The organism is Mucilaginibacter frigoritolerans (assembly GCF_007830615.1).
Classification (GTDB): domain Bacteria; phylum Bacteroidota; class Bacteroidia; order Sphingobacteriales; family Sphingobacteriaceae; genus Mucilaginibacter; species Mucilaginibacter frigoritolerans.
The window spans coordinates 349,319-373,948 of the sequence record NZ_VLLI01000002.1; the positions used below are offsets into that span (position 1 = coordinate 349,319).

General features: G+C 39.4%; 20 protein-coding genes and 2 tRNA genes. 12 read left to right on the forward strand and 10 right to left on the reverse strand.

Annotated elements, in window-relative coordinates; all coding sequences use genetic code 11:
- Positions 1–10 precede the first annotated feature (10 nt).
- Positions 11–1,291 carry an MFS transporter gene (locus tag JN11_RS05085; protein ID WP_144910252.1) on the forward strand — a complete coding sequence of 427 codons (1,281 nt, stop codon included), beginning with the start codon at positions 11–13 and terminating at the stop codon, positions 1,289–1,291.
- 349 nt (positions 1,292–1,640) lie between these two features.
- Here the strand turns inward: JN11_RS05085 and JN11_RS05090 are convergent, their stop codons facing one another.
- The gene (locus JN11_RS05090; protein ID WP_144910254.1) at positions 1,641–2,537 is read right to left on the reverse strand and encodes a hypothetical protein; all 897 of its coding nucleotides are present in this window, start codon (positions 2,535–2,537) and stop codon (positions 1,641–1,643) included.
- A gap of 223 nt (positions 2,538–2,760) precedes the next feature.
- Entirely contained in the window at positions 2,761–3,495 is a 735-nt protein-coding gene (locus JN11_RS05095) for a transposase (protein ID WP_144910256.1), read from the reverse strand.
- Positions 3,496–3,762: 267 nt separating this feature from the next.
- Here JN11_RS05095 and JN11_RS05100 point away from each other — a divergent pair.
- The 4 genes from JN11_RS05100 (at position 3,763) to JN11_RS05115 (ending at position 9,200) form a co-directional block, all read left to right on the forward strand.
- Positions 3,763–3,836 (forward strand) — tRNA-Pro (locus JN11_RS05100).
- Positions 3,837–4,073: 237 nt separating this feature from the next.
- Positions 4,074–4,147: transfer RNA gene (locus JN11_RS05105), tRNA-Pro, on the forward strand.
- Positions 4,148–4,640: 493 nt separating this feature from the next.
- On the forward strand, positions 4,641–8,465 hold the full coding sequence (locus tag JN11_RS05110) for a PAS domain S-box protein (RefSeq protein ID WP_144910258.1): 3,825 nt from the start codon (positions 4,641–4,643) through the stop codon (positions 8,463–8,465).
- A gap of 231 nt (positions 8,466–8,696) precedes the next feature.
- A complete protein-coding gene (locus JN11_RS05115) occupies positions 8,697–9,200 on the forward strand; it encodes a hypothetical protein (protein ID WP_144910261.1) in 504 nt (167 codons plus the stop codon).
- 272 nt (positions 9,201–9,472) lie between these two features.
- Here JN11_RS05115 and JN11_RS05120 read toward each other — a convergent pair whose 3' ends face one another.
- Both JN11_RS05120 and JN11_RS05125 read right to left on the reverse strand, forming a co-directional pair.
- The gene (locus tag JN11_RS05120) at positions 9,473–9,961 is read right to left on the reverse strand and encodes a hypothetical protein (protein WP_144910263.1); all 489 of its coding nucleotides are present in this window, start codon (positions 9,959–9,961) and stop codon (positions 9,473–9,475) included.
- Positions 9,958–10,257, reverse strand: a complete 300-nt coding sequence (locus tag JN11_RS05125; RefSeq protein WP_144910265.1) for a hypothetical protein — start codon at positions 10,255–10,257, stop codon at positions 9,958–9,960. The genes JN11_RS05120 and JN11_RS05125 overlap by 4 nt, the downstream gene beginning before the upstream one ends.
- A gap of 255 nt (positions 10,258–10,512) precedes the next feature.
- Here JN11_RS05125 and JN11_RS05130 point away from each other — a divergent pair, with 255 nt between their 5' ends.
- Both JN11_RS05130 and JN11_RS05135 read left to right on the forward strand, forming a co-directional pair.
- A complete protein-coding gene (locus JN11_RS05130) occupies positions 10,513–10,935 on the forward strand; it encodes a hypothetical protein (protein WP_144910267.1) in 423 nt (140 codons plus the stop codon).
- An 841-nt stretch (positions 10,936–11,776) separates the two neighbouring features.
- Entirely contained in the window at positions 11,777–12,634 is an 858-nt protein-coding gene (locus tag JN11_RS05135) for a sigma-70 family RNA polymerase sigma factor (RefSeq protein WP_144910269.1), read from the forward strand.
- Between the two features lie 114 nt (positions 12,635–12,748).
- Here the strand turns inward: JN11_RS05135 and JN11_RS05140 are convergent, their stop codons facing one another.
- Positions 12,749–14,074: a serine hydrolase domain-containing protein gene (locus JN11_RS05140; RefSeq protein WP_144910272.1), complete on the reverse strand. Its 1,326-nt coding sequence runs from the start codon at positions 14,072–14,074 to the stop codon at positions 12,749–12,751.
- A gap of 327 nt (positions 14,075–14,401) precedes the next feature.
- Between JN11_RS05140 and JN11_RS05145 the strand changes: the two genes are divergently transcribed.
- Together JN11_RS05145 and JN11_RS05150 are read left to right on the forward strand one after the other, a co-directional pair.
- A complete protein-coding gene (locus JN11_RS05145; RefSeq protein ID WP_144910273.1) occupies positions 14,402–15,274 on the forward strand; it encodes a helix-turn-helix domain-containing protein in 873 nt (290 codons plus the stop codon).
- Between the two features lie 91 nt (positions 15,275–15,365).
- Entirely contained in the window at positions 15,366–16,265 is a 900-nt protein-coding gene (locus tag JN11_RS05150; RefSeq protein WP_144910275.1) for an MBL fold metallo-hydrolase, read from the forward strand.
- A gap of 473 nt (positions 16,266–16,738) precedes the next feature.
- On the opposite strand, the gene JN11_RS05155 is transcribed toward JN11_RS05150, so the two are convergent.
- From JN11_RS05155 to JN11_RS05170, 4 genes are all read right to left on the reverse strand, one after another.
- Entirely contained in the window at positions 16,739–18,355 is a 1,617-nt protein-coding gene (locus tag JN11_RS05155; RefSeq protein WP_144910277.1) for an ATP-binding protein, read from the reverse strand.
- 139 nt (positions 18,356–18,494) lie between these two features.
- Positions 18,495–19,991, reverse strand: coding sequence for a gluconokinase (locus tag JN11_RS05160; protein ID WP_144910279.1), 1,497 nt, complete (start codon positions 19,989–19,991; stop codon positions 18,495–18,497).
- 185 nt (positions 19,992–20,176) lie between these two features.
- A complete protein-coding gene (locus JN11_RS05165; RefSeq protein ID WP_144910281.1) occupies positions 20,177–20,377 on the reverse strand; it encodes a YtxH domain-containing protein in 201 nt (66 codons plus the stop codon).
- 93 nt (positions 20,378–20,470) lie between these two features.
- On the reverse strand, positions 20,471–21,376 hold the full coding sequence (locus tag JN11_RS05170) for a metallophosphoesterase family protein (protein ID WP_144910283.1): 906 nt from the start codon (positions 21,374–21,376) through the stop codon (positions 20,471–20,473).
- Positions 21,377–21,603: 227 nt separating this feature from the next.
- Here JN11_RS05170 and JN11_RS05175 point away from each other — a divergent pair, with 227 nt between their 5' ends.
- Positions 21,604–22,272, forward strand: coding sequence for a FadR/GntR family transcriptional regulator (locus JN11_RS05175; protein ID WP_246138940.1), 669 nt, complete (start codon positions 21,604–21,606; stop codon positions 22,270–22,272).
- Positions 22,273–22,281: 9 nt separating this feature from the next.
- Here JN11_RS05175 and JN11_RS05180 read toward each other — a convergent pair whose 3' ends face one another.
- A complete protein-coding gene (locus tag JN11_RS05180) occupies positions 22,282–23,106 on the reverse strand; it encodes an MBL fold metallo-hydrolase (RefSeq protein WP_144910285.1) in 825 nt (274 codons plus the stop codon).
- Between the two features lie 196 nt (positions 23,107–23,302).
- Between JN11_RS05180 and JN11_RS05185 the strand changes: the two genes are divergently transcribed.
- Positions 23,303–23,953, forward strand: coding sequence for a YceH family protein (locus JN11_RS05185; protein WP_144910287.1), 651 nt, complete (start codon positions 23,303–23,305; stop codon positions 23,951–23,953).
- A 77-nt stretch (positions 23,954–24,030) separates the two neighbouring features.
- Positions 24,031–24,618, forward strand: coding sequence for a DUF4142 domain-containing protein (locus tag JN11_RS05190; protein WP_144910289.1), 588 nt, complete (start codon positions 24,031–24,033; stop codon positions 24,616–24,618).
- Positions 24,619–24,630 lie beyond the last annotated feature (12 nt).

The following is a 24,630-nucleotide window of genomic DNA, read 5'->3' on the forward strand; positions in this document are numbered from 1 at the left end:
AGGAGTTTAAATGGAAGCAGAGAAAACACACGAAATAAGAACATTCAGAGCATTTAGCAGCAGGAACTATCGTCTGTATTTTATGGGTCAGTCGGTTTCGCTGATTGGTACCTGGATGCAAAAGACGGCCGTAAGCTGGGTGATCTATACCCTTACACATTCTACCCTTTTGCTGGGCGTTACCCTTTTTGCCAGTCTTTTTCCGTCGTTCTTGCTTTCGTTGGTAGGAGGTGTGGTTTCTGACAGGTATAACCGTTACAAGGTTTTGTTAACCACACAAATTGCCTCGCTGATACAGGCGTTGATGCTGGCCATATTAATTTTGCTGAAGCATTATGCCGTATGGGAAATTATAAGCCTGAGTGTGGTGCTGGGTATTATTAATGCATTTGACGTACCAGCAAGGCAATCATTAGTTTATGAAATGGTAGAGGATAAAAATGATTTGCCCAATGCATTGGCGCTCAACTCATCAATGGTGAATTTATCGCGCATTATAGGTCCGGCGCTTGCCGGGATTGTTTTGGAAGCCTTTGGCGATGGGATGTGTTTTTTACTGAATGCATTAAGTTTTGTGGCGGTTATAGGATCGTTATTGATGATGCGCCTACCCAAGTATGTAAAAAAGGAGCATACAAAAAATGTATTTGGCGAATTGAAAGAAGGGTGGGGCTATATTAAAAGAACACCGTCTATCGGTTTTGTGTTAATAATGCTTGCACTCATCAGTTTAATGGTGCTACCCTTTAGTACGCTGATACCTTATTATGCAAAAGATGTATTTAAGGGAACGGCTTCAACCTTTGGGGTAATTGACAGCTTTATTGGCCTGGGTGCATTTTCAGGGGCTATTTTCCTGGCGTCGCTTAAACAGGGCACCAATTTGAAACAGATATTATTTATTAATACACTGGTGTTTGGTGTGGGGCTGATATTGTTTTCGCACGAGCATAGTTACCCATTGGCGCTGGCCTTTGTTACCATTGCCGGTTTTGGAATGATGTCGCAAATTACCGTAAGTAATACGTTGATCCAAACTACGGTATCTCCAGAGATGCGTGGCAGGGTGATCAGCTATTATGCAATGGCGTTTTTCGGAATGCAGCCATTGGGTGGATTACTGGTGGGTGCCGTTTCAAAGTGGATTGGTACACAAGACACGCTGCTGGGTGAAGGTATTGCCGCGTTGCTGATTGGCCTATTACACTGGAGTCACCTGCATAAAGAAAAATTGAAAAAGAAAGCGATTCCTATTGAAACGCAGCACCTGGAAGCGGTGCAAACCACTTAATTTTAATAGTAAATCACTGTCCGGCTGGGGGCATTGAACGTTCGTTTCAGATACCGCGTTCTTGCTGATGGTAATTATTATTTAAGCAATACCGTAAACATAAGTCTTTATAATCCAGCCGCCCGGATGCTGAAAAAGTTGTTGAATAAAAACGATTTAAAAGAGATAAGAATAACTTTTTTGGCAGGCATTCCCAAGGGAAGTAAGTTAACGATGTTTTAACATCCATTTTAGATTCAAGTGTAACAGAAATATTGCAATTGGATTTTGCTTGATCTATCTTTACTAGCTCAAAGCAGCAACACTCTGTTGCCCATTGTAATAAGGTTTCCTCTAAAAAAACAACTATTCAATTTAAGTTATACCTTTTAATCACTTCCTCCCGTGTTTTGTCATCAGCTACTCTAATTTGAGATCCTTGGCTACCAAATATTTGATAATCGTACTTAAGCCAGTAAATTCTATCTACAAGCATTTTTAACGGAACTTGATCTAATTGCTTTTGGTTTACGGCAGTGGCGACTACAGATAGATATTTTTCCATCATTTCTAAAGGTGAGTGTTGTACTACCAGCCACATAGTTGCTTCAAACTGTTTACCTACTAATTGCCTGCCGATGTAAGTTTGGTAAACATTAAATAAAGAGTCGATCAACTGTTGATTACGTTCATCCAATGGTTTCTGCTTAGTCCAATCCACAGGTTTAGTCATTCTAAATTTAGAATCATTTAATTGGATCATACTAATAATACTTACTAAGTCCGGGTTCAGCTTATTGTTCTCCGCGTAGTTAGCTACATTAAAGTTTGAACTTTCTGCCGTTGATGATTGCGCACAATTGGAATAGAAGGGTAGGAATGACTCAGGGATAAGTTTATCTAAATTTGATGTACCCATCGCTTTAATATATGAGCAGATAGTAGCCGCATCCGAATGAATAGCTTTATTAAACGCAGCTTCAATGTGACTTTTTGGTTCCTTTAGGATAACAAATGCTGTAGTGATATTCCAGAAATCAGCAGCATTTAAATTTTGTACGTTATTTTTAGACGCAGACTTTGTGTCATTAATTATTTGTTGAGCATAATGAAATCGCTGCTCTGTAACGCCTTCCCTTTGGACAGGGGCAAAAAGGAATATTGCATTTCCTATGGTTTGTTCGTTGGCCAATTGGTCCGTAGTATTTTGGCTAAAACATTTTACCATTGCCAATAGTAACACAAAACATGCAAATGATTTTTTCATATCGAAAAGACGTGGAAGATTTGGATAAGTACCAATTTGTTAAACAATTCTCACTTCATTATAGTTAGATAACAAATATATTTTATTACGATATATTTAGCTGACATTTTAAAAAATAAGTTTCCTCTGCGTTCTCATGGAACAAGCCTGAGTGCTATCTACAGTTTTGGTAGCTTAGGTTTCAGACTCTTTATTCTATTACCTTTTCCGTCCTTTTAGTATTTTAGTCAGTATTAGTTTGAGGCCACGATAGCTTTGAGTTATAATATAATCCCGCTTTAGCCTGCAACTCCACGAAATGAGCGATGCCCTTTTCTTTGTAAATAGTTAGTGTTTCTAATGTGTTATGCACCACTTTGAGCAATCTTCTTGTAACAGCTACAATTGCTTTTTGCGCCTTCATGCGCTTGCGTAGCTTATCAAATAACGCATGCCAATAGGAGTCTTTCATACGAACAGCGGCCCACGCCGCGCCAACAATGGCAACACGTAAATAACTATTGCCTTTTTTAATCGAAGTGTTTTTCCGTTTACCTGCACTTTCATTGTTTCCCGGTGCAATACCGCACCAAGCTGTAAAATGGTCTGCCGATGGAAAACGACTCATATCTTTTCCGGCTTCGCTGATAATGATTTCTGCAGATTTAACACCTATGCCACTGATGCTATCAAAACATTCAGATGCCTGTGCATAATGCTCTCTGATTATATCAGCAATTGATTTATCCAAAAAGTCCACTTGCTTTTGCACATGGTCATAATCTGCCAATAGCATTTGCAGTTGAGTACGATGATATCCTTGGAGTTCGCAGGTGTAAGTGCCAAATTCCCTAAATTCCTGATTGCTGCCATCTTTACAAGAGATAAAGCCGATGATCTTGTTTTTGTGCATATCCAAACCACCGGCTCTATCTAATTGTGGCATAATGTTCACATCTTCAATTACTTGTTGTTTCATAAATATCCTCCGTTGATTATCTATGAATACATTTTTATAAGCCCAGGTGTTTTTCAAATCATAATACTTAGGTTGAAGCCTCTGAGCAGCGAGTGCAAAGAGGCTTTGTTTTTTATAGGGTTTCCCAAAACAATAACAAAACGTTAAGTAACTTATAAGCCATTGCTGAATTATTCAGTTAAAAATCGGCAGCGCCACCAAAAGTTTTAAACAAAGTTTTACTTAAAGGATCTTTGTATATATTTGCCGCCTCCGAAAATAATAGTTCGGGATGTAGCGTAGCCCGGTATCGCGCCACATTTGGGATGTGGAGGCCGCAGGTTCGAATCCTGCCATCCCGACATAGCCGGTAAAAGTCTTGACGATTGTCAAGGCTTTTTTGTTTCCTGCTATTTGGCAAGATGTTGTACACGCCTTTAAGTAATATTCAACATATAAATTATTGCCAAAGTTTTATTCACAAGATTTACACTTGCTGATTGCAAACATTGACCCCCCTTATCATTACCAAAAGTTTTAAATAAAGTTTTACTTAAAAAACGGGTTATATATATTTGTTACCTCCAAAATTAATAGTTCGGGATGTAGCGTAGCCCGGTATCGCGCCAGCATGGGGTGCTGGAGGTCGGAAGTTCGAATCTTCTCATCCCGACTAAATGACCCCAATAAAGCGAAAACCCCTTTACATCATAAAGTGGTTTTCGCTTTTTCATCATGCTATATCAAAGAAAAGGTACCTTATTGAGAGAACGACTCCCCAATGATGCTTTTTAACTTTATAAATGTGAGCATTCAATCATTGCAAACCCTATCTCCGGCTTTTCTTTCTCCTTCCCGCAAACTTGCATTATCGCTGCATATTAATTAAAGCATCCAAAAACCAGTTTGGGCCATCGCTAAATATGTCTTTTTCTTCTATTATATGGAAATGCATCCAATATATGGAAATATTATAAAAAGAACTAAAATTAAATTATTGATTATTAGGCAATTAGTGATTTGGATCAACTTCTGATGTGCTCGCGTGATTGCTTTAATAAAGCTTTCGGGGCCCCCAATAAATAAATAATAACGAAGGCCTTTTTAGAATTAAAACGATAAAAAACCCTGTCTAAGATGATTACCGGTCCTAATGCACATTTAAAATGATTGATCTGAATTTAAAAATTTTACATCTTGAAACCAAAGCATACGATATAGAGCTGTTAAATACAGCGCTATCCAATTCTGCCTTAAAGTTTGAGAAATTTAATGTCGCTTCGAAAGAAGAGTTAGTTAATTGGCTGGATAATAACACCGCTGATATTATTATTTCTGATTGGGATATGCTTTCATTTACTGCTTTAGATGTTTTAGCAATATTGAAAGCGAGGAAGCAGATAGTTCCATTTATTCTTGTTGTTTCTCCGGAAGATGAAAATTTTGCAGCAAACGCCATTAAAGAAGGTTTTGCCGATTACCTTACAAGGGACAGAATGCAACGGTTGCCGTTTGCTATTTTAAATGCTATTGAGAAGTTTAAATTGGAGAAGGGGCGCTATCAAAACTTTAGTAGCAAATTAACAACAGAATCTCTGCTGACAAAAACCGAAAAAATGACTAAAAGCGGTACTTTAGAAATAGACCTGTTGACGAATGCCAGAAAGTGGTCGCCGGGGGTGGATGCAATTTTGGGGTTTAAAGACGGAGAGGCAGAACAATCATACGAGACTTTTATCAATTGCTTACATCCTGACGATACGGACCGCGTGAGGCGGGAGGTGGACTATGCTATTAAAAACCTGGATAAGATTGATATCGAATTCCGTATTATAACCCCCGAAGGCATTATTAAATATATTCATTCCAAGCTTTTATTTGATGCCGATCAATTGGGCAGGAACTATCGTGCAAGTGGATTTATCCGCGATATAACCGATAATAAAATAGCAGAGCTGAAGTTATTGGAGGCCAATAAAGAATTAAATAGCCTTTTCAATACCATTGATGAAGTGTTTTTTTTACGCGATATGGTGCAATCAAAACTAATACAAATATCGCCAGCCTGCGAAAAAATGTACGGTTATACGCAAGATGAATTTTTAGGAGATCCCGATATATGGTCAAAAATAATGCACCCCGAAGATATTCATATTCAACAATCAAATTTACTGAAACATAATGCGGGCGAAATAGTATTTAGTCATTATAGAGTTATTCACAGAGTAAATGGCGTGCGTTGGGCAGAAAGCAAAATTATACCGAGCCTTGACGAAAATGGCAAACTGGTACGGCTGTATGGAGTGACCCGGGATATAACGGAACGTAAACAGCTTGAACAGAGTCAGCAACAAAGCGAACAGCGGCTCCGCGAATTACTAGACAATAGTACCGACATCATATCAGTAACAAACATTAACGGCGAAATAATTTTCACAAGTGAAAACGTAAAGCATATACTCGGTTATGATAAGGGTCAATATAGTAAGGTGTTATTTGATAAGGGTTTTGTTCATCCTTCAGAATTGCGGGCACATCAACAAACGTTTCGGGCTGTTTTGGAGAATCCGGGCCAGGTTTATTCTTTTAGTTACCGGCTTAAGCACGCAAATGGTAATTGGGTATGGTTTGAAGGCACAATAAAAAACCTGTTGAATTTACCGGCAGTAAACGGTATAGTAGCTAATTACAGAGACATTTCGGAACGAAAAGAGGCCGAACATCAGATCGACGTGAATCGGGCAGGGGTGCAGGAATGGCTTTTAAAGCGTAGCTCAATTTTGAACGCGTTGCCACCCCAAATAGCTTTGTTAGATGAGAATGGTTCAATCGTTGATGTAAATGAATCATGGAAAAAATTTGGAAAACAAAACGGCCTCCAATTAAATGATTACGGGATAGGATCCAATTATATCGCTATTTCGGATAGTGCCAATGGCGGGGATGAATTAGAGGGACGTAATATTGCCGAAGGAATAAAACAGGTGATATCTGGCGAAAAAATGCAGTTTTCAATGGAGTATCCATGCCATTCGCCAACCCACAAAAACTGGTTTCAAGTTTTGGTTTCACCCCTAACAGAAAAAAACAATAAGGGCGCTGTTGTTTTACATAATAATATTACGGAAAGAAAAATTGCGGAAAACAAATTATCTCAAAGCGAGCAGCGTTACCGGCATATTGTAGAAACTGCGCAGGAAGGCATATGGGTTATTGATGAAAACCTCGTCACTATTTTTGTAAATAAAAAAATGTGCGACATGCTGGAATATCCGGCGAGCGAAATTATTGGTAAACATAATTATGATTTTAAGGATGATTCACAAAAACAGCCTACTATTGAGCGCGTCTCAAAAAGAGTACGGGGGGTAGTTGAAACCCATGAATCTATTTTTACTACCAAAAGCGGAAAAAGCATTGTTTGCAATGTATCAACCAACGGTATTTTTGGTGTTGATAACGAATTTATTGGCACCCTGGCAATGGTTACTGATATTACCGACAGAAAAGCACACGAAGATGCCCTTAAAAAGTCGGAAGCGAACTTATCGGCTATAATAGAGAACACTACAGATTTGGTTTATTCGCTTAATAAGGATTTGCAATTTATTACCTATAACGAGCGGTTTAAAACTACAATTGAACATGTTTATGGATTTAAGGTAAGCATTGGGGGTAGTGCTTTGGCACTATTAAGTGGGCTCCCACCCAAAATTGCAAAGAAATGGAAAACTGTTTATCATTCAGCGCTGGCAGGAAGGACGCTTAGTTTTGTAAACGAATATCCAAATGGCAACGAGAAGGTGTACTTAAGCTATTCTGTCAATCCAATATGGAAAACCGGCGAAGTTATCGGGTTGTCATGCTTTTCACGAGACATTACCCAACAAAAAACAAACGAAGTAAAACTGGTAACATCTGAAGCTAACCTTCGGTCGGTTTTTGAAACCACTGATCTTTATACCATATTATTTAACTCCGATTTGAAGGTGGTATCATTCAATAAAAATGCTGCGGAAAACGCCTTAAAGTATTTTGGCAAAAAGATAAAGACAGGTACTTCTGGCTTTGATTTTTTCCCAAAATCGCGATGGTCCGCAATATTGCAAACTTTGGAGAAGGTAAAAAACAGGGAAACAGTTAGTTATGAAGTGGTTTATGATTTAAAAGGTGGCAGGAAGGAGTGGTTTGAGGCAAAATGGGCCGGCGTATTTAATGCCAAAAAGAAAATGGAAGGCGTTATTTTAACATTAAACCTTATTACAGAAAAAAAACTTGCAGAACTTGAGCGCGCGAGGATCACCGCCGACCTTATACGCCGCAACCAGGACCTTGAACAATTTACATACATTGTATCGCACAATTTGAGGGTTCCGGTTGCTAACATTATGGGCCTGTCGCAATTGCTCGGTTTTGAAGAATCTGTTTCTACAGATTTTACCACAACCCTGAATGCGCTTTCTGGTTCAATTAACCAACTGGACAACGTGATAAACGATTTGAACCTGATACTTGAGGTAAGTAAACAAGTAGTTGAGAAAAAGGAAACGATTGTTTTTGCCCGCTTAATTGAAGAAATTAATATAGAGATTCAATCAATGCTCCAAAAAAACAAAGTGGTATTAAGTTGCAATTTCAGCTATATTGGCCAGATATTTTCGATAAAACCCTATGTATACAGCATTTTTCAAAACCTTATTGTTAATAGTATAAAATATAGGCGGGACGATCTTGACCCGCTTATTACTATACAAACGTTAGTTAATGACAATAAAATTTGTATAAGTTTTGAGGATAACGGAAAAGGAATAGATTTAAATCGGTCCGGCAGTCAGGTTTTTGGGTTATACAAGCGTTTCGATTTCAGCGTGGAGGGAAAGGGGATGGGCCTGTTCATGGTAAAAAAACAAGTTGAAAATTTGGGTGGCACTATATGTGTACAGAGCCAAATTGGGCAGGGCACTAAGTTTTTAATTGAATTACCTTTGTAAAAAAATTATCTAAAGATATTTTCAATACTATCTCAAATGCATGACCAATTGAAGGGCAAATAAAAACCACAGTGTTTACATTTTTAGAGCAGCGAGTACTGCAAATACAAATTTCTTTTCGGGTAGACAGTTTTTGCCTCTTCAACGAATATTTTTCCTATGGATTAATTTCTGATGTAATTTTGGGTATTATCAAAAAAGGATTGTTCTCAAAAACTAAATTTAAAAACCATGAGAAATTTACCTAAAGTTTTAGGCCTTATTGTTGCTGCCACTTGCTTTGCTTCAATATGGACCAGCTGTGAAAAACCGGCTACAGACGCACATTTGGTAGCAACAGAGATTGATAGTTTAAAAAAGCAAGCTTCACTGGCCTATGTTCCGGGAACGGGAGAAATTATGAATGGCATCGTTCAGCCGCATCATTATAAACTTTGGCTGGCTGGGCATAATAGCAACTGGAAGTTAGCGGCATATGAGGCAGGCTTACTTAACGGTGGTTTTAAGCGTATTGAAAAATATCATGCAGGTTCTAAAACGGCGCAGGCTGTTCCGATGATTTACCCGGAGCTTGCAGCAATTAATAAAGCCATTGAAAGTAAGGATCGAGATAAATTTGATAAAGAATTTGTGGCCCTAACAAAGATGTGCAATATATGCCACCAAGCCACTGGTTATGATTTCAACATCATCCTGGTGCCAGGCAAGCCTGCTTTTGAAAATCAGCAGTTTTAAGGGATTGCAAATTCTCATTATTGTTAGCCCTGGATTGTAAATCCGGGACTAACGGGTTTGCTTATTCCCATTCTTCGTTGTTAGCGTTGCGACTATCACGTCGGTAAAAGCCTTGCAGATATATCGCGGAGCATAGGACTATCAAAATCATCAAAAGAAACAAAATGGTCTTTAGCCATTCTGGTTGTATTGGCAGGATGTAAATTGCCCAGCCAAGTCCCAAACTACAAAGGAGTATACAAAGAGCAATTAGTTTTCGTTGTGTTTTGCTTCTATATCTCATTAGGAACTTGTTTTAAAGGGATACTGTTTGTTGGCATAAGCTTATAAAACCAGATGCTTCCTACTACCGGCAAGGTATGGCAGATTATGGATTGAATAATAGCGTTTATTGCGACTGTTCTGATTAAGCCATTAGTATTTGACATGAGCATATCAAATAACAAGATGGCTTCAAAAAACGTAGCAAGTATAACTCCTATAACAGAAAGATAAGCCTTAATGCAGAATAATCCGATTGGTTTTTTGCTTAGTAAAACAATACTATAGTAAAGGCCCACAGCCAATGGCAAAAAGCCAACCCAGATTAATGCTATCGACTTTAATAATCTCAGCAGTTCTTTATCATAAATTCTGGCATCATAAAAAGGGTGAAGATTGTTCAGCGACAAAAAATAGAAATGCAATGCTGTAGTCAGGATAGGTGTCAAAACAGATGATGTCAACCAAACCTTTAAAGTATAGGTGAGTTCCTGTTTCATAATTGTGCATCAGTTTTTAAATACAGGCGTTTTAAACCTTTGACATCCAGTTCAAGGGTAATCAAACCAAGACCTCTATCTAAGCGGTAAAATGTACCTTCAACAACAACATAGTGGTGGTTTAAAGATTTTATATGACGGAATTTAGCTTCGTCTAATTTCAAGTGTATCGCTTTTCTATAGGGAGAATTATGTCCATTTGGGGGATGCTCAATATGGGCAGTATCAGTTTGCCCAAAAGAACAATTACTTTTTAAACTGGCGAGTATAATTGTTATAACAATCAGGTATTTCATTGGTTAGGTTTAGCCATAAAGCTAATATACAACAGTTCTCCTTTTAAACTAATATGTTGGTCTCGCTAACGCTCTTTCTGGCACGGGTATTCCCTTATCAGGTATAGTTTTTTAACCTCGTCCTAAAATGTGTTAAGTTTACAGCTTAGCCAGGTAACAAGCCTTTCGTTATTTCGGCAAGCACGGGTGCCTTTGATTAACAGCAATATTGTTTTATTTCATGATTGGTGTAGCAATGCTTATACCTGATTCGTAATGATAAAAAACGCAACCATGAAACCCAAAGGATTATTTTTTATTTTACTACTATCGCTTGCTGTTGGCGGATGCAAAAAAGACAAGAAAGAAAATGTAGTTTTTGATGGGAATTACTCGGGCTGGTTTTTTTTAAGTAACAAAAGCGGCGTGGCTTTAAAGGATAGTGTTGTGATTTTAATGCAATCGGGGCAATTCAGTTCTTTAACAAGTTCCTCAACGCTAACAACTGGCAAAGGAACCTACCTGATTAACGGCGGTACTGCAACCTTTACGAACATGGAAGCATTTCCTGATAATTTAAGCGTTGTTACTACTGCAGTGCTGAATGGTTCCTATACGTATGCTATTAAAGGAGATAGTTTACTTTTAATAAAAACAGATGCCAGCCAAAACATTTATACTTATAAATTGGCAAAGTAATAGTCGCAAAAAACCTCATTTTTCGCTACCTGGTCGAGGTTAGTAAGCTCGTCCTAAAAATGTCTTAAGTTTATAGCTTAGCCGGGTAACAAGCTTTTCGTTATTTCGGCAAAGCGAGGATGCTTAACCGGGCGGGTTGAACTTATAGAACCATAAGCATATCACTGTCGCACAACTATAACATATAAACAAGGGCTGTGAAAGCTGATCTCCATCCAATATCAAGTGATACCCATTGATTAAGAAAAAAGGAATATAAGTTAATAGTATACCAACCAAAGAAAGGATGATCTTATCGATCAAGATGCTAAAGCGCAACCTTACCAGGTAATTACTTGTAAGATAAAGCAGAAGAAAGCTTGGTACTGATAACACTCCTCCCATAAGCCATTCGAACGGTAATATCTCAATCCCTATTCCCGTGTTCTTTGGCAATGTAAATATCAAAAACAACAACGGTGCTGCAACCACGCTGGTTAGCCAAACATTTAAGCTGTATATGAGCGTTTGCTTCATGTGTTTACTTGAGTTGTAGCTTATGAAGAACTCAAGCTATAAAACCAAACCTTAACTGGTCCGGGTTTTGTAACTTGGTCCTAAAAAATATTAAGCTTGTAGCCTAACCGGGTAACAAGCTTTTCGTTATTTCTGCAAGCGGGGACGCTTAGCCGGGCGGGGGTCACAGAGTAGGGAGTAGGGAGGATTTTTAGCCAAACCATTAATTTTCACCCCGAAACAATGACAATTAAACATTAGCAGGTCATTATCATGCTATTATATACAGGATAGCAACCGGTTGATACTCTATTAGCCATAATTTGGTGTATCTTTGCAACAAAGCATGAGACAACTCAAAATTACCCAATCCATTACCAATCGCGAATCCCAGTCGTTAGATAAGTATTTAAGTGAAATAGCCAAGGTTGATCTGATCACAGCGCAAGAGGAAGTAATTCTGGCGCAAAAGATTCGTGAAGGTGACCAGGCCGCTTTAGAAAGACTAACCAAAACGAATCTTCGCTTCGTGGTATCCGTAGCTAAACAATACCAGAACCAGGGCCTAACCTTGGGCGACCTGATTAACGAGGGCAACCTCGGCCTGATTAAGGCAGCGAAACGTTTTGATGAAACCAAGGGTTTTAAGTTTATATCATATGCGGTTTGGTGGATTAGGCAGTCTATCCTTTCTGCTGTAGCAGAGCAATCCAGGATAGTGCGCTTGCCGCTGAATCAGGTAGGCTCATTGAGTAAGATCCGTAAATCATCTTCAAAACTGGAGCAACAGTTTGAGCGCCCGCCAACACCCGAGGAGCTTGCCGTTGATCTGGAAACAACAGCCGATAAGATAGCAGATGCGTTGTCAAATTCGGGTCGCCATATATCCATGGATGCACCTTTTGTTACCGGTGAAGAGAATACCTTGCTGGATGTTTTACAAAGTACAGATGCGGGTACGGATAGTGACCTGATGATTGATTCACTGGCTCAGGAGATCAGAAGATCACTTGGGGCTTTGGCCGATCGCGAGCAGCAGGTGCTTGTTTTGTTTTTTGGCCTGAACAGTATTGCCGCACATTCATTAGAAGAGATCGGCGAGAAATTTAACCTGACACGTGAACGCGTAAGGCAGATCAAGGATAAAGCATTGATGCGGCTCCGTCAAAAATCTGGCGCACATACACTGCAATCCTATTTATAGGCGAACAGGGTTGATTGAATACTGGTACTTGTTAGTCCGGATCTATAATCCTGGACTAAAGCAGGGTAACATGAAAATAATCAGCAATAATTTCGCATTGCAAATTTGATCAGACTAATCTTTTTTAGTAAACAGATGGGTAGTTCCTCCCTGAGTTACAGTGAAAGTTTTTTTAGTTGTATCAAATTGGAAAACAAGGCCATCATAAGCAAATTTATTACTTTCAATAGCTTCCAGCGGATATGCTATCTGACCAATGCCTCGTACAAATAGTACGGTATTGTTTTTAGTAATAACAGCTTTTACCGGCGTTTGGGTACAGGTATACTTACCGGTATATTTATCAAGGTCGGCCGTATTTAAGGTAATTGTTTTAAACCCGGGGATTGTGAACGGGTAGTTAAAATAAATGTTTAATGCACCCATAACAACTTGATTAGTTGAATACCTTACGCCATTAGATATATAGGCTATTGCAAGCTTGCCCTCCGGAAAATAGGTAAGCAAACTTAAAAACCCATCAATGCCACCGGTATGTCCAAAACCTTTTTTATCATCAAACGGAATTGAGATCATAGCCATACCGTAGTTGTCCTTCATTGTCTTCATCAACGTTAAATCAGCCTGGCTAATGAGTTTTCCGGTAAAGAGTGCATTTATAAATTTAACCAAGTCCGTTGGCGTGGATATGATGGCACCAGCACCGCCCGTAATACTTATATCCGTTTCGGGCATTTGCGTCCATTGCCCGGTATAATTATAAGAGGAGGCTTCATTTTTGGACGGGTTGGCTTTAGTGCCGCAATATGTGTCTGTCAGGCCTATTTTTGAGGTGATTCGTTTTTTCAATTCTTCGGCATAACTTTTACCAGTTAGTTTTTCAATTATATAACCCAGCAGCACGAAATTGGTATTACTGTACTCGGCCTTTGTATTTGGTTCAAAATCGGATTTCTGTTTGGCAAAGATGGCCATCATTTCAACTTCCGACTTATGGGTGGTCATATAGGTGGTGTAAAGTGAGTCTTGTGTAAAATTATGAAGACCGCTACGATGATTAAGCATTTCTCCGATGGTAATCTTTTGGGCATTAGGAAGTTGTGGGAAATAACTGGCTAAAGGTGTTTTAAAACTAAGTTTACCTTCGTCTATAAGCTGAAAGATCATAACCGCGGTAAACATCTTACTGATAGAACCAATCCGGTATTTAGTTTTGATAGTGGCCGGTGTTTTTATATCTTTATTCACCTGACTATAACCGATGGTGTTTTGATAGACCAACTTGCCGTTTGAAGCTATGGCAATACTACCCATGTTTTCATGATGCGCGTTCATTGCGACAAAAAAACTATCTAACTTACCTTTGTTGAATGTTTGAGCATGGGTACAACTTTGTAAAATAAGGAGCAAGAATAAAAGATAAGGTCTTTTTTTAGCCATTGCTGTAATGTTTAGAAGATAAAGATAGGATTTAATTTATTAGGTCTTAAACTGGTCGAGTTTTGCAATCTCGGCCTAAAATACATTAAGCGTGCAGCTTAACAGCGCCTGGTCAATTAGCGCACCGTCTCCAAATAGTGTCTAACTTTTGGGGTCAGTGCAAAGCGAGGGACACTATTTTTCCGCTTTAGCGCAAAACACTCGCTAAAACGAATTTTTTGACCTGCTGTCCGTAGATTATATCTACGGATTCGCGATGCTTGTAGCCCGCCTGCCCATTGATTGATATTTAAATATAAGTATGCTTTGATTTTTGTAGCTTTAGATATGGAAAAAATCTATTTTTCACATAATCTAAAAAAAGTCCCATATCAAATTAACGCACGACGTTATGAATCATCTGGTAAAAACGTAAAAGTGCCTTATAGCCGGAATGATTTTTTTAAAATTTGGCTCATCGAAAATAAATGTAAATTATACTTTAACGATCAAGAGTTTGATTGTGACAAACCCGCGCTTTTTTTTGCGCATCCATCAGCTACATACGCTTATGACAGTCTGAAATCTATGAGATCGGGATATTGGTGTGTATTTACCCAGGATTTTCTTAATGCTAATGAAAGCGTTGGCAAAGTATTACCTTCTGCCCTTTTTGGAACCATTGGAACGAATGTCTTTTTTCCGGAAAAGGAACAAATACAATTTATCAGGCAGTTATTTGATAATTTAATTGCTGAAATTAATTCTTCATTTTTATTTAAAGATGAAATAGCGCGTCATTATATCAGTTTGCTGATTTATGAAGGATTGAAAATTAAAAGCGATGCTATTAAGCTTCAGCCTAACGGAGCTAATGCCCGTATTGTTCATCTCTTTTTTGATTTACTCGAAAAACAATTTCCAATTCAATCACCACAAGAGCCGATCTGCTTAAAAAAACCGGGTGATTATTCATCTAAACTATTTGTTCACGTAAACCATTTAAATTCAGCTGTAAAAAGCCTTACCGGAAAGCCCACGTCCAGCCATATTGCAGATAGATTACTTAGTGAAGCCAAAGCTTTGCTTAAACATAGTAATTGGAGCATTGCAGATATTGCTTATGGACTTGGATTCAATTATGCAAACCATTTTAACACCTTCTTTAAAAAACACACGGCCCTTACTCCGGCTACTTTTCGACAGCGTAATATTATTTGATTTTTGTATTTTTTTCTTTGCCCGGGGTACAATCATCCCCATCCTATACTTCTACTTTTATTCACCAAAACGAATTAAATGTAGTAAACCTATGACACAAGAAAATGACAATTCAACCAACGTATTGAATTATGAAGTATTTACTTCAAGCCGCCCTGGTTTAAATCGCGATCCTAATACTCCTCCGGGTTTGGATGACCTTAAATGGGTACCTAATAGCGCTACACTCATTTATGGTAAAACCGATGCAGTATTAGTAGATGTATTTCTGGCCATTGACCATTCAAAGGCATTGGCAGATTCTATCGCTGCTACAGGCAAGAACCTCAAGTACATTTACATCACTCATCCTCATGGTGACCATTTTTATGGTCTTCAATTATTGCTTGACCGTTTTCCAGACGCAAAGGCTATAGCTACTAAAGATACCGCGGAAGACTGCCTTGAACAGGTACAGCCGGCAGTTATAGAAGGGTTTTGGGTTCCCAGATATCCAGGGCAAATACCTGAAAAACTAGTAGTGCCCACTGCATTGTCAAGCGATGAATTTGAATTGGAAGGACAGAAATTGATTGTTATCCATACCGGGTTTTCTGATACGCATAATACAACCAGTCTTTACGTGCCATCAATCGGACTAATTGCAGCTGGAGATGTTGCTTATAATGGGGTACATCAATATTTAGCTGAAACAACAACAGAAACCAGAAAGGAGTGGATAAACGCGATTGACAAGCTGATTGCCCTTAATCCCAAATCTGTAGTTGCCGGACATAAAGTACCATCCAATACTGACGATCCCGGTATTTTAATCACCACAAAAAAATATATAGAAGATTTTGAACGGTTGAATAGTGAAACTTCGACTACTCTTGAGCTGTATAATGGAATGTTGGAGCTTTATTCAGATCGCCTAAATCCGGGCTCACTTTGGGGTGGAGCTCTTGCTGCTAAAAAAGCAAACGAAGTTTCCCCGAAGACCGGCAAATAACATAAAATATAAAGTGTGTGGGTTTGACATCCCCCCGCTCATTAAACAAAAAGCCCTCAGAATATTTTGAGGGCTTTTTATGCTATATGGTTTATAAAACAGCAGCAATAATACCGGGGTGACAAAAAAGGCAGGAGTGTCCCACTGATTACGAAGTTTCATTTTTATACCGCCGTGGGACAAAATCTTCCGAAAATCCGCAATTTTTAGCCCATGTTAGCCCAGCTTGTCCCACGCGCCTTATTTAAGTTGTTGATTTATAGCGATAGTCTGTTTTAGCTCCTCATGGGTATTTTTTGTCCCGTGTTTTTTGTGGGACAACGCTTGTTCTTGTTATGCTGATGAAAGAAGCATCTTCTTCACCGTATATGTGGGCGGATTGCCGGGCGAAGACTTATTAGTTGAAGAAGATCCTTCTCCGCCATACTGGCGGAGAAGTGATTACAAGAGGAGGCTATAGGATTAGATTGATTTCAGGCGTTATCCTCAAGCGGCAGGGTGAACCAAAAAGTACTGCCGGTACCCAACATGGTATCAACCCCTATTTCGCCTCCATGTTTTTTGATAATGTCGGCGCCTATGTAAAGTCCCAGCCCCAGTCCCGAAAACTGTACGCCGCTATAGTCGGCGCGGTAATAGCGGTCAAACAGGTGGGGTAGCTTCTCGGCCGCAATACCCGGGCCGCTATCTTTAACCGAAACTTTTGCCCAACTATCTAATTGCTCAATGCTAATTTCAATATATTTTGAATCGGGGGCATATTTAATGGCATTGTTAATGATGTTTACCACTACCTGGTCTATCCGCAGTTCATCAGCATAAATTTTCAGGGAAAGATCGCCGTTTAGTCTTATCTCATGATGCCCCGTAGCGCGGATGAGCTGGCAGCAATCGTTAATCATATCAGCAAGTACAAACGTTGTTTTGCGCAAGGTGAGTTGCCCCTGTGCAATGCGGTTTACATTAAGCAAATCGTTTACCAGGTTGCTTAATTTTTCGAGGCTTTTATTGGCCTGGTCTATAAGCTTTGACAGCATGGGGGAGGATGGGTCATTTTTAATCCGGTTGAGCAGCTGGATAGACGCTTTTAAACTGGTAATGGGTGTTTTTAATTCATGACTGGCAATGCTGATAAATTCGTCTTTTTGTTTCATCAGCTTGCGCCTGTTGGTAACATCCATAAAAGTGGCTATACCTCCGGTTACTTCCCCCTTGGCATTAACAATGGGCGCGGCATTTATGGAGATATAAAAAACTTCCTGGCGGGGTATTTTGATGCCAATCTCCTGATCATGCGCAGCCAAGCCCGTTTTGAGAGCAATGGTCATGGGGTGCTCTTCATCTGGCAACAGTGTTCCATCCAAACGGAGGTTTTTCCATTTGGCATCGTTGTAAGATCGCTCGGTTATATCCAAATCAGGAAGACCGAAAATTTTCTGTGCCATTTGGTTGATGTAAACCAATTTGCCTTTTACATCAACAATAGACACACCCTCGGCCATGGTATCCAGTATCCCTTTTAGGCGTTTTTCGCTGGCCGCCAGTAAGTCGGTCGTTTTTTGCTGACGCTCGGCTTTTTCAAGGTTAGAAAGACGTAGTTCTACCTGGTCCATCACTACACTTGCCAGGCTTTGTAAAATTTCTTTTTGGTGCGGGCTTAAAGTACGGGGTTGGGTATCAACCAGGCACACGGTGCCAATAATATGATCATCGGGTGTAATGATAGGAGCACCTGCATAAAAACGTAAACCAAATTCGCCGTGTACATAGGGGTGCTTATTAAAAACCGGATCGTAAAGCGCATCTTCAACAACCATTATTTGGGGCTCCAATACAGATAATGCACAAACGCTCTCACCCCGGTTTACCAGCACAATGCCATCAATCCCGATGCTGGCTTTAACAAATTCATATTCGGCATCTAAAAATGAAATATGTGCAATAGGTACCCTGAAAATGGTTATCGCTAACTTTACAATATTGTCAAAATCCTTTTCGGTGGGCGTATTTAAAATGTGGTATTTTTTTAACGCTTCCACCCGTTCACTGTCATTGGGAGGGATGATGTTAAAGCTGTAAGTATTCTTCATAAACAGTGACTGGCTATTACAAATATACTTTTTTAACACATTGGCTAAAACAAAGTTGGTATAAAAAATTAATGATTAATTAAACATAGATTGTTTAGAGAAAAATTTAAGCGCAAATGATAAATAAAAAAACACCAGATTAAAAGGGCATTTTATGCACCCAATGCATGGTCTCTTTTAAATCGGTATACAGCTTTTTAAACACCTGGAAGTTTTGGTTATAGATTTGGTGGTTACCTGAATTGGGAATAATATTTTCGGTTTGGCCATTAACCACCGATTGCTTGGGCGATGGTAAGTTAAGGGCATCCATCGCTAAAAAAACAGCACCGATGGCGGATGCATCTTCCTGCTGCACAATGGCCAGTTCTTTGCCGGTAATGTCAGCCAGTATTTGCGTCCATACGGTTGAGGTTATAAAACCGCCGCTGATATTTAACTGACGTATTGGGGAGGACGATTGCTCCAATGTTTGTAATACATTGTTCAGTGCAAAGCAAATGCCCTCCAATCCTGCCCTTAAAAAATGGGCCTGGGTGTGCTGTTGTTTAATGTTGAAATATACGCCACAACTTTTGGTATCCCACAGTGGGGCGCGTTCGCCATACAAGTAAGGTAAAAAAATCAAACCTTCGCTTCCCGCGGTAACACTATTTATTTTCTCAAAAACCGCCTCGTAATCGGCGGGCCCCGCTTGTTTTTTATCTAGAAAGCTTTTTATTAGCCAGTTCAGCACAATGCCACCATTATTGATGGCCCCGCCGCAAACAAAAGTTTTTTCGTTAAGCAGGTAATTAAAAATCATGGCCCCAAAATCATATACCGGTTGCGGACTGGTTATCCGTACCGCGCCACTGGTGCCTATGGTTAATGAGGCGGTATCCGGCGTATTTACAAAACTCCCGAGGTTGGCGCAACAACCATCACTGGCCCCAATTACAAAGATGGTCTCTGAGGGTAGATTCAGTTTTTCTGATACAGTGTTACTTAAGCCGGATCTTTTATAGGTGGTGTTAACAGGAACAGAAAGTTTTTCAGTTGTAATACCGGCCAAACTACAAGCTTCCGGATTCCATTTTAGGTTGATGATATCAAAAAGCCCGGTTGCCGCTGCATTTGCATAATCAATTTCAAAAACCCCAAACAGGTTATACCAGATATATTCTTTTATACCGATAAACTTATCGGCATTGTTAAAAAGCGTTGTTTCATTTTCGCGCAGCCAGATAAGTTTGCACAGCGGCGTCATCGCATGGATGGGAGTGCCGGAGGTTTTATAAATTTCTGGCCCCTGATCGGAATTGCGTAGTTTTTCGGCTATGTCTTCGCTTCTTGCATCGGCCCAGGTAATCATATCTGCAAGGGCTTTTCCATTGCTGTCAACCGGAATAACACTATGCATGGCACTGCTCAGGCTAATTGCGTGCGGGGCCTTGCCTGTCTTTTTCACCATATCATTAATGCAGTTGATAAAAGCATCCAGGATCAATGCCGGGTCTTGTTCGCTGTAGCCCGGCTTGGGGCTTTTAACCGGATAGTAATGTTGTGTTACGTCGAAAGCCTCTCCGTTAAAATCAACAGCTACAGCTTTGGTACTACCGGTGCCAATATCAACCCCTAAAATGTATGATTGCATTATTTGTGTGTTTACCCGACTAATTTATGTTTTTATAGATAAACAAAGGGCAAAAGCAGCCAATAAAAGGAATGGTTTAGTTTGAATATTGCCAAGGATGGCAATATTATTTAATAACAATAATTCATTCAACGCCTTTTAATGGTTGAATGAATTATTGCTTCGGTAAATACCGTTTTATTTTATTAGTAGCGTGTTTCTGGTTGAATGGTTTGTTTTACCTGCTCAATGGTCTCTTCAGCAAATTTCTTTGCCTGGTCAAACCACTCGGGCGCTTTCTCGGTAACATCATCCAGAATAGAGCGGCCATTTGGTCCTTTTTTGGTAATGTAATTAATGCCGTATCCAACAGCCACACCAACTACTATAAATCTTAATAAGCCCATATTTTATTTTTTTAATTTAACGGCAATAGTTAAATATTGTTTTTAAGGGTTTGATAAATATGGGTTTAAGATGTTACAGCTAATGTTGATTTATTAGTAATTTATATAATGCTCATCGAAGCTACCATCGGCATAAAAATCAATTAAGCCGTAGCCTGGTGCTGTTTCGCGTTTGTTGCCTTCCCACCACGAACCGCTAACTGCTCCATTACAAATGTAGGTTACGTTGTTATAAACTACTTTGTCGCGCAAATGGATGTGGCCGCTTAAGCATAGTTTTACATTAGGGTATTTATAAAATAAGCTGATAATCTTGTTGGTATCGGTATGCATGTCGCCGCCCAGTATTTCCCATTTATTGGAGCCGGTGTCATTGTCATCAACCATTAATGTTGCCGAAAGAATAGGAATGTGCGACATTACACAAACCGGCATATCTGCCGGGGTCAACTTTAGCTCATTTTCAAGCCAGCTTAACTGCACATCTCCTAATTTGCCAATGTACCAGGTGTTATCAAAATCAAGATGAACGCTATCCAGCAAAATAAATTTCCAGCCGTTTTTAGTAAAACTGTAATAAGGCGATGATAACTCTAACTGGCCCAGTGAGAATTGCTTGCCGTATAAAGTTTGCCCCTTATCGTTTTCGTTCCACCATACATCGTGATTGCCTAATATATAATGCATGGGCAGGCTGCATTCCGCTTTTATAATAGAATGCCATAGTTTCCATTCGGTGTTAATGGTATCTATGTTTTCTTTGTTCATGTCAAATACAATATCGCCGCCATTCAATATCATATCCACACCAGGTTGCTGCTGTACGTGGTGTAAGCATTTGGCAAAACGCGCCGGGGCATCCCACTTATCTTTTAAATGGATATCGGTTAAGTGTGCAACCCTCAAAACGGGCTTTTTTTCTGTTTGTAAACTTTTAAATGGCAGGGCGGGGATTAATGCTAAACCACCCAGGCCCTTAAGCAAGGATCTTCTTTCCATATCAATATAAATAACAGCTTTTTGGTTGTTATTGGGGTTTTCTTTTTAATTCACAGCAAAAATAAACGGGTAATATAAAACAGGAATGATTTTTTCATAAATAATAGCACAAAATCATTGCGTTTTCCGTAAAAGGGTTAGCATGTAGTTAACAAATCATTAAGTTTTGAACAATTATTTTGATGCACTTTCACTTATGATAAAATGCTGTATATTTAAATCGTCTGATGATGAACTCTAATATAATTCAACGAAAAAACCTGGCCGATGAAGTTGCCTCTAAGCTACAGGAAAAGATTTTAAAAGGGGCGTACCAGGTAAATCAAAAGCTGCCGATAGAAGCAGAATTAATGAAGAGCTATGGAGTAGGACGATCAACCATAAGGGAGGCGGTTAAGATACTGGTAAATTCAGGTTTCTTACGTGTACAGCAGGGAGTAGGAACCTTTATTGAAGATGCATCGGGCATAAATGAGCCCTTAAGTCAGCGCTTGAAAAGAGCAGACCCACAAAATATTAAGGAAGTACGTAAAATATTGGAGGCTAAAATTGCAGTAACTGCGGCCATGAACCGTAACGGTAACGATATATCCAAGCTGGAACACTTTTTAGATAAACGTACAACTGCCGCCAATGCAGATCAGTTAGAAGAATGTATCAATGCACATATAAGCTTCAATGTATTATTAGCTGAAGCTTCAAAAAACGAGGTGCTGTCTGATTTGTATAAACTGTTTGCTATTCAATTAAAAAACGAGCTGCTGGACCATTATCATGATACCTCCTATTTTAAGGATACATCAGGCAGCTACCATAATTTATTTGATGGGGTGTTGAGGCAGGATCCGCAAAAAGCCGGCTACTGGAGCACCAAAATTATCGAGACCAATATATAATAGGTCAGTCTAAAAGAGGGTAGTCTGCATTCTTTTTAATTCAGAAAAGCTGGATTCCAGGTTTCCTGTACCCTTTATATAATATACTTCACTTTCCACATGCCTTGAGGCAACAACAACGGTTGTACCATTAGCGTGCTCATTAAATAAATCCTGTACCAGTTTCGGGTCGTTATTGTTTTTAGACAGATGCGATAAAAGCAAATGACTTAAATTGGATGACCGGTGATTGATAAACAACTCCAGAGCCTGTTTGTTAGAAAGGTGACCATTTCCGCTCCTAATACGACTCTTTAAATGATATGGATAATTGCCTTTATCCAGCATTTCATCATCATAATTGGCTTCCAAAAAAGCAGCATGACATTTACTGAAATGAGTGATCACATTTTCGCAGACTGTGCCTATATCTGTTAATACACCAATATTAATATTATTACAGCTTACAATAAAGCTATGTGGGTCGCTGGCATCATGTTGCTTGGGAAATGCGGTGACCTGTATTTCGCCAATAGTAATGGGACTAAACGGAGAAAATGTAAAAGTTAAATGATCTTCAATTGTGAGCCGCCCATTTAGCATGGTGGGTTTTGTGATATAAACTGGCAGCTGATATTTTTTGGCCAGCACGGGTATTCCGTTGATGTGATCGGAATGCTCATGCGAAATGAAAATAGCTTTTACTTTTTTCATGGATAAACCAAGTCGCAGCATCCTTTTTTCGGTTTCGCGGCAGGATATGCCTGCATCAATCAATACAGCATCGTGCCCATTGCCAACATAATAGCAATTGCCGTTACTTCCGGAATTTAGTGATGCAATAAAGAGAGACATTTGTAAATGCAAAGAAACCCTGAATTTAATGAAATAACAATTTTGTATGTAGAAATTGTTAAAAGTAAATGTAGAGGCTATTTTAAAATTTGCTAAAAAGAGCTTATAATGTGTTATTTTGCGCTGTCGGTTACCGGCTTGATAAATAATTGCATAAACCACCGAAATAGAAAATCGGAATGACACCTATTAGCCCATGGATTCACCAATAACTTTACCTGTACTAACCGCAGAAGAAATAAGGGTGCTTGGTTCCTTAATGGAAAAAAGCAAAACCACACCCGATTATTACCCCATGACTATTAACAGCCTTACTACTGCTTGTAATCAAAAAACATCGCGTAAGCCGGTTGTGCAATATGATGACGATACGGTGGCACAGGCATTAAATACATTAAAAAAACGCGGTTTAATTTCAACCGCTACCGGAGGCTCAATCCGCAGCATAAAATACAAACACAATTTCGCTATTGTATTTCCGGTATTACCATCAGAAGTAGCTATAATATGTTTGCTGATGTTACGTGGTCCGCAAACGCCGGGAGAGTTAAATACCAATTCGGGCAGGCTGCATGAGTTTGAATCGTTAGAAGAAGTGCAGGACGTTTTGGAAAGATTAAGTTCTGAAGAAATGCCATTCCTGATCCAGTTGCCACGCCGACCTGGGCAAAAAGAAGTCAGGTACGCACACCTATTAGCCGGTGAGCCGGAAATAACAGATGATGAAGACGAGGAAGAAACACCTGTTAGAAATAGCAGCGGCCTGGAGGCAAGGGTAGCTAAGCTGGAAACAGAACTTGCTGAATTAAGGGAAGCCTTTGATAAACTAATGAAAGAACTAACTTAGCCACCGCGGGATTAAGCATAGGTTAAAAAAACTTATTGGTATATAATTTGTTGTAATAATAAATAAATTATATACCTATGAAAAAGATGAGTTATGTGTTTGTTGTCGCCTTTGCAGCGCTTGCAATGGGCGGCTGTAACAACGCTTCGAAAGATGCCAAACAGTCGGCCGATAGTTTAAACAAAACTAAAGACACAACCAGTAACGTTGCAACCACTGGTGGCATTGCCGTTTCTGCAGCAGATGCCAAATTTGCGACCACAGCAGCAGATGGTGGTATGGCCGAGGTGGCTTTAGCCAAACTGGCTTTAAGTAAAACAACCAATCCTCAAATTAAAGATTTTGCCAATATGATGGTGACCGACCATAGTAAAGCAAATGAGGAGCTGGCCGGTATCGCCAAAACAAAAAATATTACTTTGCCCGCTGCCGTATCTGCCGATCATCAAAAAAAGTTGGATGATCTTTCTCAAAAATCGGGGACTGATTTTGACAAGGCCTATGTTGATGCCATGGTTGATGGCCATAAAAAAACACTTTCCTTAATGCAGGATGAAGCCAAAAATGGCCAGGATGCAGATTTGAAAACATTTGCGGCTACAACCGCTTCAACCGTTCAAATGCATTTGGATGCTATAAATAAGATACATGATAGCGTGAAATAATAACCAGTAATG

Coding starts and splice junctions, on each gene's coding strand:
- JN11_RS05145 (WP_144910273.1), top strand. CDS start 14,402: ATGGAAAAAATCTATTTTTCACATAATCTAAAAAAAGTCCCATATCAA.
- JN11_RS05115 (WP_144910261.1), top strand. CDS start 8,697: ATGAGAAATTTACCTAAAGTTTTAGGCCTTATTGTTGCTGCCACTTGC.
- JN11_RS05185 (WP_144910287.1), top strand. CDS start 23,303: ATGGATTCACCAATAACTTTACCTGTACTAACCGCAGAAGAAATAAGG.
- JN11_RS05180 (WP_144910285.1), bottom strand. CDS start 23,106: ATGTCTCTCTTTATTGCATCACTAAATTCCGGAAGTAACGGCAATTGC.
- JN11_RS05190 (WP_144910289.1), top strand. CDS start 24,031: ATGAAAAAGATGAGTTATGTGTTTGTTGTCGCCTTTGCAGCGCTTGCA.
- JN11_RS05170 (WP_144910283.1), bottom strand. CDS start 21,376: ATGGAAAGAAGATCCTTGCTTAAGGGCCTGGGTGGTTTAGCATTAATC.
- JN11_RS05150 (WP_144910275.1), top strand. CDS start 15,366: ATGACACAAGAAAATGACAATTCAACCAACGTATTGAATTATGAAGTA.
- JN11_RS05135 (WP_144910269.1), top strand. CDS start 11,777: ATGAGACAACTCAAAATTACCCAATCCATTACCAATCGCGAATCCCAG.
- JN11_RS05095 (WP_144910256.1), bottom strand. CDS start 3,495: ATGAAACAACAAGTAATTGAAGATGTGAACATTATGCCACAATTAGAT.
- JN11_RS05125 (WP_144910265.1), bottom strand. CDS start 10,257: ATGAAATACCTGATTGTTATAACAATTATACTCGCCAGTTTAAAAAGT.
- JN11_RS05155 (WP_144910277.1), bottom strand. CDS start 18,355: ATGAAGAATACTTACAGCTTTAACATCATCCCTCCCAATGACAGTGAA.
- JN11_RS05090 (WP_144910254.1), bottom strand. CDS start 2,537: ATGAAAAAATCATTTGCATGTTTTGTGTTACTATTGGCAATGGTAAAA.
- JN11_RS05140 (WP_144910272.1), bottom strand. CDS start 14,074: ATGGCTAAAAAAAGACCTTATCTTTTATTCTTGCTCCTTATTTTACAA.
- JN11_RS05120 (WP_144910263.1), bottom strand. CDS start 9,961: ATGAAACAGGAACTCACCTATACTTTAAAGGTTTGGTTGACATCATCT.
- JN11_RS05160 (WP_144910279.1), bottom strand. CDS start 19,991: ATGCAATCATACATTTTAGGGGTTGATATTGGCACCGGTAGTACCAAA.
- JN11_RS05130 (WP_144910267.1), top strand. CDS start 10,513: ATGATAAAAAACGCAACCATGAAACCCAAAGGATTATTTTTTATTTTA.
- JN11_RS05175 (WP_246138940.1), top strand. CDS start 21,604: ATGATGAACTCTAATATAATTCAACGAAAAAACCTGGCCGATGAAGTT.
- JN11_RS05085 (WP_144910252.1), top strand. CDS start 11: ATGGAAGCAGAGAAAACACACGAAATAAGAACATTCAGAGCATTTAGC.
- JN11_RS05165 (WP_144910281.1), bottom strand. CDS start 20,377: ATGGGCTTATTAAGATTTATAGTAGTTGGTGTGGCTGTTGGATACGGC.
- JN11_RS05110 (WP_144910258.1), top strand. CDS start 4,641: ATGATTGATCTGAATTTAAAAATTTTACATCTTGAAACCAAAGCATAC.